The sequence below is a fragment of the Aliiglaciecola lipolytica E3 genome, from assembly GCF_000314975.1.
GTDB lineage: Bacteria > Pseudomonadota > Gammaproteobacteria > Enterobacterales > Alteromonadaceae > Aliiglaciecola > Aliiglaciecola lipolytica.
The window spans coordinates 29,670-46,209 of record NZ_BAEN01000041.1 but is presented as its reverse complement, the minus strand read 5'-3'; the positions used below and the strand labels follow the sequence as shown (position 1 = coordinate 46,209).

The following is a 16,540-nucleotide window of genomic DNA, read 5'->3' as shown; positions in this document are numbered from 1 at the left end:
ATTTACCACCAGTGAGTTTAGAAGCACTCCCGCTAACTACAGCAGCAACTTTTTGAAGTCTGGCACCTTTAGTAGCGGTACATATCTTTTTATTAGTGTTTAGAACTTTCGTTAGACCTGCGCTAAAGAAACAATATCCAAATTTGCCTCCAGATAAAACAAAAATTATTCCACCTGCTACTGAATGTATCCCAATATTGCTAAAGACTCCGGCTTCCTAAAACCATCTGCATCTGTAAATGCATCACCACTTAGCGCATTAATAAGTATGCGACAATAAAGATATAGATGCTCTGACTAGAAAATCTCAGAAAGCATCAGATGACCATCTCATACTTTCTGACGTTTAAAGTAAGCGTTACTAAAAATGCAGCTCAATACCGATGGAAGGAAAAATTTCAAGACCTTTCTCTGCCTCAATAGGGATATTGGTTAAACTTTCAGTACCATCTGGCAAGTAGTAGTAACCAGACACATTGTCACTTCCTAATGCATTTAAAAGAGCAAATGTTATTGAGCCATTTAGGTCAAAAGGCAGGCGAGAGTATTTTGCCTGTAAGTCCAAGCGAACATAATTCGGTAGGTTTTCGCTGTTTAGTTCGCCATAATTTGGTAGGAAATTATCTGGGAAATTGGGGTCAACTCTAAGGCTTACTATCGGCGTGTATCTCGCACCTGCCCTTGCCGTAAAACGCGCTCCGAATTCCCAATCGGCAGAGTACTCATAATTGGCAACCATATTCAATACCCAAGGTGTGTCGAGCCAATAACGAGTCGTTTGTTTACTTAACTCATCAGTGCGATCACTCTTAGAATAACTAAAGCTTGCCCACGCATACCATCCGTTCTGCTTTTGTCGTTCTATTAGTAATTCGGCACCATAGGATTCGCCGCTAACATCATTCGTATAGTTAAGGCTAGGGTCAGGACTCAGATCATCAGTCGCGCGAGGTAAATCTTCTAGTTGTTTATAATAGATTTCAAACTTGCTCGACCATAATGAATTCCAATCATTTTCGATACCCGCCGAGTAATGATTGGCTAAAAAGGGTTTTAAGTCGGGGTTGCCTAAAGTAGGCAGAGCTTGCTCTCCGTCAGGAAAACGCGAATAAACGCCGCCTTTTGCAAACACGGTACTTGTGCTATTCAACATCCAAGCCAGGCTAATTCGTGGGTGAACAAAAGATTCGTCTGTATAGCTATCTGTTTCAAACCTCGTGCCGATTTCGACCTTAAAAGCGTCTGTTACGTAAAAGCTATCAATGAGGTATGCACCAATAACGTCAATTTCAATTTCATCGTTTCCTTGGACTCTATCCCCTCTTTGACTTTCGCAATCAGGGGTAATTTCGGTACAATTATAGTCAATGATATCAAACGCATAATCAAAGCGATTGCGCTGGGCGTCGAAACCAAACGTTATTGAGTGGTAAGGCACAATATTGGTCGTCACGCTCGTTCGCAAATTATTCTGTGTGTTTTTGCCGTCGGTAAATTGTCCGGCCCCAAAACTGCTGCGGTCTTCTGTTACAAGTTGGTTTAAACCGATTGAAGAGTAGATCTTATTGCCAAAATATTCGTAAAAGATAGATTGCGAATTTGCAGATGTTACGATGCGAGCATCACCGATAAGATCAGGCTGTATTCTCCCCTCTTCCGATAAGCTTGATATGTTAGCGCCCGCGTCATCACTTGCTCCTAATGCAGATATAGTTAACTTTTGGTTTTTACTGATTTGCCACTGATATTTAGTTTGATAGTCATCACTAATTGGAGCGTTAGTAATAGTGATACCATCAGAGTCTGAGCCCTCCCTTAAAAACAAATGAATTAGTGAGCGTCTATAGCTAGCATAAAAGGCGTGATCTTCAGCTATACTCCCCTCCACAAAAATCCCCGTTTTTATAAGACTGGCATCTAGGGTGAATTTTATATCTTGCCGTCTGGGATCGCGTAACTTCACATCGAAGATGCCGCCTGTTGCTTCGCCATATTGAGCCCCAAAAGATGACGCTTGAAAGTTAAAATCTTGCACGATGTTTTTATTAAAAACGCTGTCTCCAAATAAATGATATATGTACCCCGCGGGCATACTATCAATAAAAAAAGCATTGTCTTGTGGAGAAGAACCGCGCACAGCCGGGCCTCCACCGGTATCACCGCCAGCATATAGTACGCCAGGTAAGGAGAATACAGCCGTAAGTGGATCACCATCAATACCCGCAATATTTAGAAGTTTGACCGTTTCTTCGGTTGGTTCTGTGTTAAGTATGTTTCTCTGCCCCTCTATAGTGAGTACTTCAAGTTCACTTTCGTCCGTGTCATTGGTAACCGCAAACGACTTGCTTGAAACAAGTAATGACATACACATCGACGCCTTAGCGACAATGGTTATAGTTTTATTCATTGTGTTATCCTAGATAATTGTATTAATTGACGGACTAGGATCCTAACAACCCTCGTTTTGGGTCTCTGTTGCAGAATTGTTGGTTTTTCGCGTTACTTTCTTACACTTTTTAATCAAATCAATACAGTGTTATTCGCGCTTAGTGCCTGAATGAACACTAGTGGGTCGTATCAATGCAAGCATCTAAATCTTATTTCAACCATTCTAAACCGCGTCTCCTTCTGTTCGTGTAAACCCCATTTTGCTCTTGGAACTTACCCGTTAAATTCCTCGCTAGTTTAGGCATGGTGTCGCCATGCCAAAGACCAGAAATGCAAATCGATAATAAATAAGAGGTTTAAAATGCACACACATAGGAAAATAACAAAGGCAGTTAAAATTGCGCTTATGTCATCTATTGCCAGCGTGGCAATATCTGGACAAGCATTAGCACAGGAGATAGAGTCAGATAAGAGCTTTGAACGCATTGCAGTGACAGGCTCCAGTATTGTCAGAACCGATATAGAAGGAGCGTTACCCGTTACCACGCTGACCCAGGCAGATATAGTAAGAACAGGTGTTACTTCTGTCCCTGATTTGATTCAGCAACTACCTTCAATGCAAGGTTTCACAGCGCCTTCACAGAGTGTTGGTGGCGGTGGTGGAGGTGTTGCAACAGCCTCACTGCGCGGTATTGGTAGCGAATACACACTCGTACTATTAAATGGTCGCCGTCTGGCAGCTTCAGGTTCTGGTAGTTCCATCGATGTAAACACCATACCTCTTGCAGCTATAGAGCGCGTTGAGATTCTAACTGATGGTGCTTCTGCACTTTACGGCGCTGACGCGATCGCTGGTGTAATTAACTTTATCCTGAAAAAAGATGTACAGGAAACGACAATTCAGGTGCGTTACGACAAACCACAAGACACCGGCGGTGAAAATTTTAGTTTTAACATTACCACGGGTTTTGGAGATTTAAGCAAAGACGGGTTCAACATCTCTTTGTCTGCATCTCGTGAAGACCAAACACAACTGCGAAGCTTTGATCGCGATTTTTCAAAAACGGGATTTATTCCGTTCAATCATAATGGTAACGATCTGATGTTCGTTGCTGCGTCAGCAAACGCAATTCCGGGAAATGCGCGCGTTCGTTTCTGGCATCCAGATGGGGTAGACAGCAATGGAGATGGAACGCCTGACCGCCTGACCGCCACTTTTAACCCTTACCGTTTTGCCAACGGCCAGTGTGGTCCGAATAGCGCCCCTTCGAACAGCTCCACAGCTACGTCGCAGGTCGAAACTTGTGTATTCGATTTTACGTCTACTCTGGAAATTTTACCTGAGTTTGTTCGCGACAATATCATTTTAAACGGCACTGTAGAGCTGGGTGACTCAGCAGAAGCATACGGTACGATTAACTACTCAAACTTCGATACGATTACTCGAATCGCCCCCTATCCTACTGGTAACTTCCTAATCCCAACTGATTCTGCGTTGGTACAAAACGAAGTACTCCCTAATCTGCCCAGCAATGTGCTTGGTTTCACTCCACAGCAAATCATTGACAACATTGCCGATGTGGCGGCTGCGTGGCGTGTGCTTCCTGGTGGCAATCGTACCAATGAGTTTTCTACTAATTCTCTATGGACGAACTTTGGTGTACGCGGTGAATTCGGCGACATATCATACGATTTGTCTTTTACTCACGCAGGTAACGAACGTAGCGATAATATTCTTACTGGATATCCCATTACTTCTGAGTTTGTACCTCTGGTATCTTCAGGTGCCGTGAACGTATTTGCGTCTCCAGACGAACTCAGCGATGAAGAGCGAGCCGCAGTTCAGGCGACAATGTACAGCGGGCCGCGCCAGAAAACCGATACAGGTTTAACCATGTTTGAAGGTTCATTCTCTACGCCAGTGTTTGAGTTACCGGGTGGTGAAGTCTACTTAGGTGGTGGCTTTGATTATCGCGAAATGACGTTTGAGCAAACGGCATCCGAGGCTTATCAGCAAGCTACCATCTTGTTTACGCGCCCACTGCCTGAATTTGACCTTGAGCGAACGTCCTACGGTGCCTTTATAGAAATGGTTGCGCCTATTACTCACAATTTAGAACTGACCGGTTCTTTGCGTTACGACGACATCAGTGACATCGATGCTGCTGACACGCTTTGGAGTGATCTTGACGGTGACGGTATTAACGATCCTACCCGAAGCGCAGAGACTCGCGGTGTAGAAATGGACGATACCACCTACAAATTAAGTTTGGCTTATCGTCCAGTTGACGAGTGGTTAATCCGCGCTTCTATGGGGACTGGCTTTAAGGCTCCGACCATGTTGCAAGTGGCGCGCCCCAGAACCCCCTTTGGTGTAACTGGCAATGTGTATGATTGTCCATTTTCCGGTAGCGATCCGCTAGCACAGTTTTGTTTGGATCCACAGTCACAATACTCAGTAGTTAGTCAGGGTAATCAAACCTTGCAACCAGAAGAATCAGAGCAGTACTCATTGGGTGTTGTATACGGTGGAAACGACTTTGAATTCAGTGTTGATTACTTCAACATTAAGCTGACCAACCAAGTATTACCAGCGACTGAAGGTCAAATCTTCGGTAACCCTCAACAATTCCGTGATTTATTTACTACAACGGTTAACCCGGGTACTGGAGAGCAAGTACTGACGATGATTTCGGCAAGTGCTAACGTAGGTGAAGCTAATATTGAAGGTATTGACTACAGTGTGTCGTTCTCTAATGAATTTGGTACTGCAGAACTTACCACCAATATTGCAGGTACTTACATGATTGAAAATAATTACCTGCGCACCGGTACCGGAACAGGTGATGTTGCTGCAATTTTTGATACTAGTCTTGGTCAGAAAGGTCCTGACAATAATGTAGTATTCAGAAATCGAATTCGTATTGTTAATACTCTTGTGCACGGTAATTTTGCCCACTCTGTCAACATCAACTATCAGAGCGGTTGGACTGATGAAAACTTCCCCGGCGGAGACTCAAGCATCCGTTTGGCATCTGATCTTAGTCAAGTTTATGATGGCGGTGTACAACTAGATATTCCTTCCTATACAACCGTTGATTACCTAACAACGTATAACTTAGATGAGCTGGTAAAAAATCTGGATGTTACCTTTGGTATCAATAACGTGTTTGATAAAGCACCACCTCGTGCACTCGGTAATAGCGGCGGGCACCAGGAAGGTTTCGATCCTCGTTATTATGATGTGTTCGGTCGTATGTTCTACTTGAACGCAACGTACACTTTTTAGGTCGTTGTTGAAGCTGTACTAATAACTTGAAACGGATTTCAGGCTTAGTGCTTGAATACAAAAGCCGATGAGCAACGTTCATCGGCTTTTTTGTATTCGAACCTTATCTCTCTTTAAGGTTTATTTAGTGAAAAACAAACCCTAGATAACTAACCCAAACATTCCACTTTTCGAAGCAGCAGTATCAACGCAATTAGGTTGATTTATCAATTACCTACAATCTTTTACACGGCGCATTTTTCAGAAAAATGCTGCTTAAAAAAAGAACCTGTAATTCACATCACCGATCATTCATATCGTACCAATGGGGGGGCATTCTGTATGCATAGAAATTATATTAGTCGTGCAGGCCTAGTGAACCTGTACAGCACAATGTGCTGTCTCCCTGGAAAGGTGGGGAGAACATGCTCCACCTTTCCTAATCCTGCCAATCAATAAGTAAAACGGATTTTGTCGACGTCTGCGGTTTATTGTTTTGGTAATACGGATCGTAGGAATGAAAGTTCTTCTGTAAATGCAGTAATAATTGTTTTTACACTTCAAGCGACCATTGCGGTTTGCTGTGTTGTGGTAATGTATTTAATGGTTGTAGAGGAGCTTTATTGTATATACTGACGCTTACCGAAAATAGCTGAGTATTTCGGCTTTAAACTGTCTAGAGACCGGTAATTCGGTACCGTTTTTCAACTTTACGGTGTAGTCTCCGCGCTTACTGGTCATCAGCTCTGAAATAGCGCTAAATCGCACAATAGAAGAGCGATGAATACGGATAAACTCTTGGTGATCAAGTTTGTCTTCCATGGTAGACATTTTTTCCCGATGTAATACCATTTGTCCGCTCTTCAGAAAGATCTCAACATAGTTCCCACTACCAGACAGATATTCAATATCTTCAATACTAATTACGCGTATTTTACCGACTTCTTTAATTGGCACTATTTTGTGCGTAGTTTTGCTTTTGTGCTGGTTTAAGTTATCTAGTGCATGCTTAATGGAGCTCAATTGATGCTCTTTAAAAAAAATATCGACTGCTTTTAATGGCGTATCAGAGGCAATAACCTCGCAGTCAGGGTAATGCTCCTGTACTAGCGACGTAAGATTGTCGATTGCAAGTTGTTCGTTATCTAAAATTAATACTTTCATCCATAAACCACTTTTAAATTAGAGGGGGTTGTTATTTGTTAGTCTTGAACTTCTCGCAATGAAATCTTGAAGATTTCCCGTTATATCGCCAAGAAACTCCAACAAAATCTACACGCCCAGATAAAGAAAATATGTTTGCAAATTGTAATTTATTGTTAGTTGTTGCCGAGAAAGCGGAACGGAAATGTTTTAGGCTGTTGCGCCGTGTAAAATAATAAATAATTCAAAATGGAACACCAATCACATCGACATTTAGTTGGCATAAGAGCTATTGAAGTAATTTGGCCTCAAACCGAAATTTAAAATCTGGATTGGCAATCCCCTCCTTACAATTGTTATTTACTTTCTAACATTTTAAGCACCATCAAATGTTTAAACTATTGCAGTCGTTTAATTAAATATCGAAGGTGAAAAAATGTATTTTTATAATCGCAATTATCTAAGACTCAAGGTTTTTATGTCAGCCCTCATATTGTTCGGTTGTGGGAACAATGACAAAGTACTACCGAATCCTGTGCCTGTAAAGATCCCCGATGGAGTTTGGGAGCAGATTGGTTTTGGAAGAGCAATCAATGTCACGGGTGATACCATAAATATGTATGACTTTACGCGTCAAACGTGTTTGCTGGTGAGTAATACTACTCAAGAGGAATTTGCTAATTCGCTAACAATAGACTCAATTGATGCGGAAGATTTCGTCGCAACCGAAGATGGAGCAAAACTTGTATACTCTGTACGAGATTCCATTCCGGCGGCTTGTCTTGACGATAGATTGATCACTGATAACGGCCCCGTATCAACCCTTGAGCATACATTACACAACTTCAATGACTATTATCCATTTTTTGAGAAACGAGGAATAGTCGACTGGGAAGAGCGTATGGAAAATGCAAGATCTCAAGTGAATAGCCAAACAACAAATGAAGAGTTGTTAGCTACGCTTATCGAGCTTATTGGCGACTTAGACGACGGTCATGTGAGTTTAACTGCAGGCGATGATTTCGAATTTATTCCCCTTAATCCAGAAGGCAAAATAGCAGACGTTTTGGCGCAAGGTTTTCAAAATCAATCAGAAACAGCTGATTTTAATACTTATGTAGATGATCAATTTGAACGAATGTTTGAAATTCTTGATAGCTATTTTGACTCTGGAAGTTTTGCGAAGGCTGGTGGTGAAAGGCAGGATGTTATTCAGTGGGCCACGATTGGGAACGGTATTGCTGGCTATATTGAAATCAATAGTATGGGCGGTATCTCTACAAATTCAGCGGTTAGTGACCTTACAGCAACTGAAGAGCTTATGGACCGAGTTCTTACTGATCTAGCGCATACAGAAGCATTAATTATTAATGTTGCAGTAAACGGTGGTGGTGACTTAGCTATCGCTGATGCAATTGCAAGTCGATTCTCTACAGAAACAGTAACGGTTAGCGCGTATGAGGCCTTTGGTTATGATGATTCTAATACACCACAACAAAGTCCTCGGGTTCAGCGTGAACTAGCGCCAACAGATCGCGTTTCGTATAGCCGTCCAATTGCCACAATTTCCGGACCGAATACCTATAGTGCTGCTGAGCATTTTTTACTATCAATGCGAGCGCTAAAGCATCCAGTCTGTTTTATTGGTGAGCGATCAGACGGGATTCTATCAGCACCATTGGATAAACAACTGCCGGTAGAAGGTGCAAGGTTAGGCTTATCTAACATGGTTATCTACGATCACACCGGTCAGGCTTTTGAGGTGGTTGGTGTACCTGTTGATATTGAATCGACTACTTTTGAAGTTGTTGATGAGAACTCTGATAGGAATCAAGCTATTGATGAGGCGCTGACAGCGCTTGGTTTTGGACATCTTGTAAATCGTGACACTCCTGCTGCCGATTGCGCGTTCAAGAATGCCAGAATGAGATTTGAAACTAACGCGCAATAGAGTCAAAAGCTGACAGACTAAAAGAATATTAACACGGCAATATCGAGCTTGATCTTGAGCTCTGCCGTGTGCTCAATCGCCAATGCTTACAAATTAAGCTCATTTTCTTACAATTAAAAACAATCACATTGTACGTGATTCTATATCCTTGTTGGAAATCAGATGCAACAAGGCTTACAAAATGAATAACTTAAAAATTTTTCAAGGCGCTACAATTGGCTCTCTAATTGCATTTTCCATTTGTAATGGTGCATCAGGCATCGTTGTTCGCCATGACAAGCCCGCTGAAAACTACTTAGCGGATTTAAATGATTTCCCGCCCTTAGCTACCTTTTACAATATAGGTGTTCATGGAACGCTAATCGAACCTGAATGGTTATTGACAGCCACGCATACTGTTTTTTGTTTGAATACAGGTCAACCTATCAAGGTCGGCAATGAATTGGTAGAGGTTGAGTCTACATATAGTTATCCATCCTACGAGTTAGGTGGAGAAAACGATTTGTCACTCGTTAAACTAAGCAAACCAATCATAAGCGTCCAACCAGCTCAGTTGTATCGTTCGAAGGATGAGGTTAATAAAAGTGTATGGTTTATTGGTAGTGGTGGCACGGGAACAGGATCAACAGGGCAAACTATAAGTAACGTAGAGAATAATGGAGTATTGCGTAAAGCTCAAAACCAAGTGGTATCAGTAACCGAATCTGACCTAAGGTTTGTTTTTGAATCAGGAATCAATGGGTTAGAACTTGAGGGTGTATCTGGAAATGGCGACAGTGGTGGCCCAGCCTTTATTAAAGATGGAGACGACTACTTCCTAATGGGTATCAGCTCTAGAGCTGATTCAGAAGGTAAAGACGTCGGTGAATATGGCGTTGAAGAACTATATACCAGAGTCTCGACGCATATCGAATGGATTGAACAAGTAATATCTTCTAATGAATCGGAAAGAACGAAAATAAGTTCATTAGACTCATTCTTGCACCCGGGCATGACAGACGAAAATATTGCAGAAATCTGCCAGTCAATCTCTATTAAATCTGAAGATTAAAATTGGAGGGAATGTTTGTAGGAATATTCCCGCTATTTACTGTATTTAATGCCCTATTCCATGCAAAAACACCAAATATAGATGTGCGACGATTTCTGGCTTACCCAACATTGGCAAATGACCACATTCGCATAGAACTTTCCGACTGGAGTTAGGTAATTTTGCATCTAAAATATCTGCACCAGAAACGTGAAAAATACGGTCCTCTTTACACCAGATTATTAATGTAGGCATTTCCAATTGAGGCGCTAACGATGATAATGTAGGGGTATCGATAAAGCTGTTATCCGCATGCCAGATTTTCTCATTATGATCAGGAGTACTAGTCTCTTTCTGCATCCACGTTTTTAAAATAGGCGATGGTAGTGTTGGCGTGATTGGAAATAACCACGCATTGCGTTTGTTGAACTCGCTTTCTGAACGAGCCAGAAGTGGTAGATGTCCATTTTCTATGGCGATTTCCATGTCACTTTTGACTTTCCCTTTGACGCCAAGTGGGCTGCCAATAAAAGCGAGAGACTGGAATAGTTCGGGTTGCTCAACTGCGACTAAGCCCGCTATTTGTGCTCCCATTGAATTAGCACCAAAATGCGCTTTTGATACACCTAGTGACGTTAAGACACTACGTAGATTTTTCGCTTGATTTTGCAACAGGTAATGCTCTTGACTCAATTGGTCATTATCACCAAAACCTGGTAAGTCCAAAGCGATTACGTGAAAATGTGGTGTGAGCTCTCTCGCCAAATCAACCCAGTGTTCTTTTCGCGCAAAAACACCATGTAATAATATTACTGTTTCAGCTTTATTGCGTGCACGCCCGCCTTCTAAGTAATGCACTCGACCAAATGGTAAATCAATCGATTTTGTTATTAACCCCGCCGACATATTGTTTATAGTCAATAAAAGCGTGTGCACTTTGTGTGGCAGTGCAAACCAAGAAATAATAACTATTAAGAGAATAAATATACAGATCGCCACCATTTTGCATTTTATAATACTTCGCTGTCTTGGCACTTTCATTATTCTAAAAAAGCGGTTATCGGCTTAAAAATATAATCGACACCGCTCACTGAAGGTTGAGTTAAATTACATTAAGTCTAGTAACCGTCTTTAATCGCAACAAGCTCTCTATTCCTTATATACACAGATTCTCCATCCGTTTCGATTGGTATAAAGGTTAAGTAAGATACCTCTCCACCTATTTCTGCAAAGAACGTATCATCACCAAAGTGCTGAAGCTCTCTTTCATAAGGAATAGGTTCGGGCATAGAATCTAGCTCAGGGATAGCTATAGTTAAATTGTTTCCTTCTGCTTCGATAATAAACGTGAAGTTCTCGGTTGTATAAATGCCCTCGTGCTTAACATATTTAGTTGGGTCGTTCGGTATAAGTGGTAACGCCTCGGGTGCCGGCAGTGTGCTCACTGCATCAAGCGCTGCTAAAAGGGTTGGCGCTAAATCGTTAAAAGCTCCGCTGCTCATAATTGAAATTGCGATATCACTGTCAGGAAAGACATAAAAAACGCTGGTGTATGAGAGAGTATTTCCGCCATGGTTCCAATTTCTTACTGGGTACCATGCACCATCGTTTTGAAAGCCTTCATCAACATAAATACCGTAACCATAATTCATTGGTAAACCACCAAGGTCCTCGCTGACATGGGCAGTTGTTAATTGCTCCCTTAATGAACTATCTAAGATACTCTCGTTACCGTTTAACAAGAACTCTGCCATCTTGAGCTGCTCTGTAGGCGTTGACCAGGTTTCGGTACCCGCAGGGTGGCCAGCAATTGTCTCAGGTATTTGGTTAATATCAGTGACAAACGTACCATCTTCGCTTGGATCTAAAGCCTGATAGCCGAGCGCATAATTTCCATCAACCTCTGCACCTGAACGTCCAACAGCGCTTCTAGTCATACCTAAATCATCAAAAACATTCATTTTAATGTACTCGTCAAAACCTAGTCCTGACAGTTCTTCTATTATCGCCCCAAGATATGACCAGTTTGGGTTGCTATAGTTGTGAAATTGGCCAGGTGGGTTCATTAAACCAGACTGCTGCGGATATACTGCTTTCATGTAGGTTTGTAGTTCTTCATTAGATTGCAAACCTGAATCACGCAAACCCGACTGATGCGTCAAAAGATGTTGTATTTCAATACCTTGCCAATCTAGCGTTTGATTGCTAGTGTATTGAATTTGTGGCAAAACACTAACTAATTTGTCATCCAGCGCGATACTGCCCAGCTCTATTAACTGCAGTGTTGAAACAGCTGTGAACATCTTAGTAGTAGAGCCCAATTGAAATAGTGTATCTGTGGTTACAGGTTCACCAGAACCTTTAACTTTTTCTCCAATCGCTTCGGCAAATACCACATCACCTCCTTTGTATATTGCAATCGAAATTGCCGCAGTATTATTGTTAGATAACCCCTGCTCAATAGTCGATCTCAATTGCGCGAATTGATCAGGTGATGGATTGGGATTTGGAGAAGGCTCGTTTGAGTTTGAGCCTCCACACGCTGTAAGAATAGCGGTGAGAAATATTGTTCCTATTAACTTGTACATTTGACATACCCGTAAACTATTAAAGTTTAGCAAGTATATCTTTGGGGTTTAACTAATCCTGTTTGGAACTGTAGGGAAATTGTAAGCTAATTGTAAGGTTTGCTATATATCGCCAATACTCACACATTTAGACGATGAAATTAATTTAGATTGGCGTCCACGGGCATGGTTAACTTAACGACTGCGCCCAAACGCTCAAGTTCACAGTGTTGCGCAACCTCGCGTAACTCAAATTTGAGATCATCCTTGGAAAGGAAGGCAATTTGAAAGCCATGCCAATCAACAACGCGTTGCACTATCGCCAACCCCAACCCGAAGTTTTCACCGTTTCTTTTTCTACTCGAATCAAGCCGCACAAAGGCTTGAAAGACTTTATTTAAGTCTTGTTCAGGGATACCTGGCCCATCATCGCAAATTACGCAAATGATTTTGATCTTAGCCGACGATTGTTCAGCTCTATTGAATAAATTTACAGTGACATCACTTTTAGCGTACGAAATCGCATTGGTAATTAAGTTTATGTACACGCGATACATCCACGAATTATCAAATGTGGAATATCTATCAGAAATGACTGAATTGAACTGTAGGTTGATTCCTTTATCTTTTGCTATTGGTTTTAAATCATTGACGATAGCTTCAAGAAAATCGTGAACATCCGTAGCACGATAATCTAAATGCATTCCTTTTCTTTCCATACTGGCGTAATCCAGAAAAGCGTTGAGCATCCCTTCGATGTTATCAACATCTTGCTCCAAGCGTCGCAAGTAGCCGTTCTTTTTATCAATGTCAGGTTCACTGATGCTTGCGTCTAACGCAAACCTGAAGCAAGCAACTGGCGTTCTTAAATCGTGTGACAGACTATTGGCAAGCAACCGGTTTTCTTCGATCAGATGCTCAATTTGAGAGGCCATTTTATTAAAGCTATTCTCAAGCACATTTATCTGTGAATACTTTGCCGGTTTAACACGCACACTTAAATTTCCTTTGCCAAACTCATTAGCGAAGTTTGTTAATTTTTTAAGCCGTTGGATTAAAGGGGACATCCACAAAACTACAGCTATACTAACGCCAAAATAAAGAAATAACGTTAAAAATAGTTCTAACTGTCGACCCTGCTCTACGCTATTGTTCACAGTAAGTTTGAGTAAGTAATCTGAGTGATTTGTTAGTCGCTTTAGTAGAAAAAACTCATTCTCTGATGCCAGCTGAATGCCAGTGGTTGCGAGTTCTGTGAATATATCGTCATCGAATGCAAAATCATCAATACTAACTAACACTAGGTCAGCATCAAATTGCTGGCTTAATTTGGCTACAGTCGACTTTAGTTGCTCATTTGGCACTTCGTTAAGGTGATTGATGAATCCATCTAAAAGTACGTTTTCGGAACTGTTTTGTTCATTATTCTGGCTCGTTGAATGGTAGACAAACTCATCGATAAGCCAACCAAAACCGAACAATGACAACGTAACCGTGAGAACAATGTGGATGATGAGTTTATTCATGATTTAAATTGCACGGTACGTGCCAATACTCGTGCATTACCATGCATCAGGTACAAACAAATACCCCTTTCCCCAAACGGTTTTAATGCGTTCATTATCTTCGATGTTATCACCGAATAATTTCCGCAAATTTGATACCATCACGTCGAAGCGTCGATCTAATCCATCGTACTCTCGAGACTTCAACTCTTGAAACACCTGTTCTCGACTTACTACGGTCCCGGCGTTCTCAGCTAGTAAACAAAGGAAGTCGAATAATCCAGTCGTTAAGTCTATACTCTTGCCATTTAAAACGACCCTTTTTGACGCTTTGTTTATCTCCAAACCACCAAAAGTAAGTGCATTTCTATCAGAGCTCTCAACAATTGTTACATTTCGCAATGCAGACTTGATCCGAGCTAATAGAACTCGGGGTTTCACCGGTTTTGTGATGTAGTCATTTGCCCCTACTTCCAAGCCAATAATTTCATCTATTTCATCAGCTCTAGCTGTCAACATAATGATAGGAATTTGACTAGATTCTCTGACACGTTTACAAACATCAATCCCATTAAGTCCTGGCAACATTAAGTCTAGAAGTATTATGTCAAAATTAGCGTCATCAAGTGTGTCTTGTACTGCCAACCCATCGACAAGATGAGTAACTGCAAAGCCTTCATTTTGCAAAAAATCCTTTACCCACTGTGCAAGTGCAACATCATCTTCCACTAACAAAACATTGGCGTAACTAGACATGTGTTGCTCCTGCTATTTGGCTGAGTTTAAAACAAACGCCAGCGGCGTCTTTTTTGTGATTCTTTATAGACCCATGTCACTACAATTGAATCAGTGAACAACACTTCTTTGCTCTCTACATCGAGCAATAAATAACTACTGGTCTTCGATAACACAAATGAACCACTAAAATCGCCCGTTTCGCGTTTTGACCAGCAAAAAATGGGGCGATCCTTATTTTCTTGATAAAGACAAACATTTCTCGGGATTTGTAACGTCCAAGAAAGAACTAGGTCACCGTAGCAATCTTTACCTTTTGCAATAACAACGCAACTGGTTGGCTTAAGTTCAAAGTGACCATAATGTGGAGTGTCGGCAGCAACGGGTAACACGGAAAAAAGCACTGAAAGTATCAGTACGCAATGATAAAGATGTCTACCTTTACCAAACATACATCACACCCAAACTAAACAGCACGTGCTGGTTACGTTGGTAAAGAGGACTGTCGCTGAATGCATCTGAATAATACTTATAGGTAAATCCCGATACAAAAACCCAGTCCTGACTTAGGGGATATTGCGCCGATAAATCCAGCGACAAACGAGCCCCGAACCCTGCTTCGTAGACTGGCCGGTTAGTTGTCGCTTCTTCAAGAGACACTCCAGCATGGTAATCGACGACCTCTTCGGTGAATAGTGTCGCACCAATCCCCGCATGCAATTCCCAGTTATAAATTTGGTAGGCGCGTGCATAGTACCCATCAACTATCCACCCACCATGGGTGATGTTGAATGGATCACCTGCAATGTCTATCCACCATGCCTGATTGTCACTATATCTCGTAAAGCGAAAACCCTGATTGATTTCACCGTCTCTATCCCTTATTCCTCGGAGCTCTTCAGACGGTTCATCTCTCAATAGATTACCCATATCTTCGGATAAGCCATCTAAATATGATTGGCCTAAAAGAAAATCAATCTGATAGTGTACATCGTTGACCAATCGATAACCGATTGATGAGCCTCGATTGCTACGGTTAGCCTGATTATTTGCTTCAATAAAAAACCGATCATAATAAACATCGATACCCAAAGAAACATCAATGAAATCTATAAATTCTTCTTGCCCAGGATCGATAAATAGTTTGTTTTTAAAAAGGGCATCTATTCGCAAATAGAGAGTAAAATCCAATTCAGGTTTATTCTCAATTGAGGCCTGTTGTGCACCATTGTTGATGGCAACATCATCGTCATTCGCAAACACGGTATGATGCGTTTGTAATGCGACCAAGCACAAAAGAACAATGATACTTCGATTGATAAGCTTTATCACATTGTAACCCAAGTTGCTCTCGTGTCGCTTTGGGCATCAATTAACAGTAACTTCTTTATGAACAAACCTTACTCCTTACGTAAAACTTATCTTATCTAGAAGAAACGTTCAAGCTAGTCTAGACGCTATGCTTAACTTTGCATATTAAAACTTTAATTGGTTGGACAAAAATAAACATTGCCGCTTAAGGTGACATTCGTTTGTACTGATGAGCCACCAAATTCTTGATGGAAACTACCGGTTTGACCCGCTCGTTGTGTCAGTATAAACACAACATTTCCGCCCATATTATGCGCTTGATTCTTTAGATCGTTTCTGGCACCTGTTTCTAAATCCTCATTAGAGGTAAATTCACCGGTCAAAAAATCACCTTGATTACCTGTAATATCACCTAAAAACTGACATTCGCTTCCCGGCTCTACCGTGGTCAATCTAACTAATCTAGCTTTAGGATCTAAGGGTTTAGACGCACAAGCAGCCATCACACACACTGCACCAATAATCATTAAATGTTTCATTTTTAAGTTCTCCCAAAAGACACTGGAGCAAGGTACACGTATTGGTAAAAAAAATATGTTTGCAAATTGTAATCTATTGTTAGATTAATTATTTCATACGGAA

Annotated in this window: 12 protein-coding genes; 3 read left to right on the top strand and 9 right to left on the bottom strand. The window is 41.3% G+C overall.

Annotation, left to right across the window (positions count from 1 at the left end; genetic code table 11):
* Positions 1-361: 361 nt before the first annotated feature.
* On the bottom strand, positions 362-2,407 hold the full coding sequence (locus GLIP_RS10315; RefSeq protein WP_008844567.1) for a TonB-dependent receptor plug domain-containing protein: 2,046 nt from the start codon (positions 2,405-2,407) through the stop codon (positions 362-364).
* Between the two features lie 342 nt (positions 2,408-2,749).
* On the opposite strand from GLIP_RS10315, the gene GLIP_RS10310 reads away from it, so the two are divergent.
* On the top strand, positions 2,750-5,677 hold the full coding sequence (locus GLIP_RS10310) for a TonB-dependent receptor domain-containing protein (RefSeq protein WP_008844566.1): 2,928 nt from the start codon (positions 2,750-2,752) through the stop codon (positions 5,675-5,677).
* 618 nt (positions 5,678-6,295) lie between these two features.
* Here the strand turns inward: GLIP_RS10310 and GLIP_RS10305 are convergent.
* Positions 6,296-6,820 (bottom strand): LytR/AlgR family response regulator transcription factor, encoded by a 525-nt coding sequence (locus tag GLIP_RS10305; RefSeq protein ID WP_008844565.1) that lies wholly within the window; start codon positions 6,818-6,820, stop codon positions 6,296-6,298.
* Between the two features lie 415 nt (positions 6,821-7,235).
* Between GLIP_RS10305 and GLIP_RS10300 the strand changes: the two genes are divergently transcribed.
* Together GLIP_RS10300 and GLIP_RS10295 are read left to right on the top strand one after the other, a co-directional pair.
* Positions 7,236-8,750 (top strand): S41 family peptidase, encoded by a 1,515-nt coding sequence (locus GLIP_RS10300; RefSeq protein ID WP_008844564.1) that lies wholly within the window; start codon positions 7,236-7,238, stop codon positions 8,748-8,750.
* Between the two features lie 181 nt (positions 8,751-8,931).
* On the top strand, positions 8,932-9,801 hold the full coding sequence (locus tag GLIP_RS10295; RefSeq protein WP_008844563.1) for a S1 family peptidase: 870 nt from the start codon (positions 8,932-8,934) through the stop codon (positions 9,799-9,801).
* 45 nt (positions 9,802-9,846) lie between these two features.
* Here the strand turns inward: GLIP_RS10295 and GLIP_RS10290 are convergent, their stop codons facing one another.
* From GLIP_RS10290 to GLIP_RS10260, 7 genes are all read right to left on the bottom strand, one after another.
* Entirely contained in the window at positions 9,847-10,686 is an 840-nt protein-coding gene (locus GLIP_RS10290; RefSeq protein WP_008844562.1) for an alpha/beta fold hydrolase, read from the bottom strand.
* A gap of 212 nt (positions 10,687-10,898) precedes the next feature.
* Positions 10,899-12,368: a serine hydrolase domain-containing protein gene (locus GLIP_RS10285; protein ID WP_008844560.1), complete on the bottom strand. Its 1,470-nt coding sequence runs from the start codon at positions 12,366-12,368 to the stop codon at positions 10,899-10,901.
* 140 nt (positions 12,369-12,508) lie between these two features.
* Positions 12,509-13,873 (bottom strand): HAMP domain-containing sensor histidine kinase, encoded by a 1,365-nt coding sequence (locus GLIP_RS10280; protein ID WP_008844559.1) that lies wholly within the window; start codon positions 13,871-13,873, stop codon positions 12,509-12,511.
* Between the two features lie 36 nt (positions 13,874-13,909).
* Positions 13,910-14,608 (bottom strand): response regulator, encoded by a 699-nt coding sequence (locus tag GLIP_RS10275; protein WP_008844558.1) that lies wholly within the window; start codon positions 14,606-14,608, stop codon positions 13,910-13,912.
* Between the two features lie 26 nt (positions 14,609-14,634).
* On the bottom strand, positions 14,635-15,039 hold the full coding sequence (locus GLIP_RS10270) for a DUF3019 domain-containing protein (RefSeq protein WP_008844557.1): 405 nt from the start codon (positions 15,037-15,039) through the stop codon (positions 14,635-14,637).
* Positions 15,029-15,919, bottom strand: a complete 891-nt coding sequence (locus GLIP_RS10265; protein WP_153886318.1) for a MipA/OmpV family protein — start codon at positions 15,917-15,919, stop codon at positions 15,029-15,031. The genes GLIP_RS10270 and GLIP_RS10265 overlap by 11 nt, the downstream gene beginning before the upstream one ends.
* Before the next feature lie 152 nt (positions 15,920-16,071).
* The gene (locus tag GLIP_RS10260) at positions 16,072-16,437 is read right to left on the bottom strand and encodes a DUF4156 domain-containing protein (protein ID WP_008844555.1); all 366 of its coding nucleotides are present in this window, start codon (positions 16,435-16,437) and stop codon (positions 16,072-16,074) included.
* Between the last annotated feature and the right edge of the window lie 103 nt (positions 16,438-16,540).

What these genes read in the sequence shown, in the direction of transcription:
- GLIP_RS10315 (WP_008844567.1), bottom strand. Translation starts at nt 2,407, where the DNA reads ATGAATAAAACTATAACCATTGTCGCTAAGGCGTCGATGTGTATGTCA.
- GLIP_RS10310 (WP_008844566.1), top strand. Translation starts at nt 2,750, where the DNA reads ATGCACACACATAGGAAAATAACAAAGGCAGTTAAAATTGCGCTTATG.
- GLIP_RS10305 (WP_008844565.1), bottom strand. Translation starts at nt 6,820, where the DNA reads ATGAAAGTATTAATTTTAGATAACGAACAACTTGCAATCGACAATCTT.
- GLIP_RS10300 (WP_008844564.1), top strand. Translation starts at nt 7,236, where the DNA reads ATGTATTTTTATAATCGCAATTATCTAAGACTCAAGGTTTTTATGTCA.
- GLIP_RS10295 (WP_008844563.1), top strand. Translation starts at nt 8,932, where the DNA reads ATGAATAACTTAAAAATTTTTCAAGGCGCTACAATTGGCTCTCTAATT.
- GLIP_RS10290 (WP_008844562.1), bottom strand. Translation starts at nt 10,686, where the DNA reads ATGTCGGCGGGGTTAATAACAAAATCGATTGATTTACCATTTGGTCGA.
- GLIP_RS10285 (WP_008844560.1), bottom strand. Translation starts at nt 12,368, where the DNA reads ATGTACAAGTTAATAGGAACAATATTTCTCACCGCTATTCTTACAGCG.
- GLIP_RS10280 (WP_008844559.1), bottom strand. Translation starts at nt 13,873, where the DNA reads ATGAATAAACTCATCATCCACATTGTTCTCACGGTTACGTTGTCATTG.
- GLIP_RS10275 (WP_008844558.1), bottom strand. Translation starts at nt 14,608, where the DNA reads ATGTCTAGTTACGCCAATGTTTTGTTAGTGGAAGATGATGTTGCACTT.
- GLIP_RS10270 (WP_008844557.1), bottom strand. Translation starts at nt 15,039, where the DNA reads ATGTTTGGTAAAGGTAGACATCTTTATCATTGCGTACTGATACTTTCA.
- GLIP_RS10260 (WP_008844555.1), bottom strand. Translation starts at nt 16,437, where the DNA reads ATGAAACATTTAATGATTATTGGTGCAGTGTGTGTGATGGCTGCTTGT.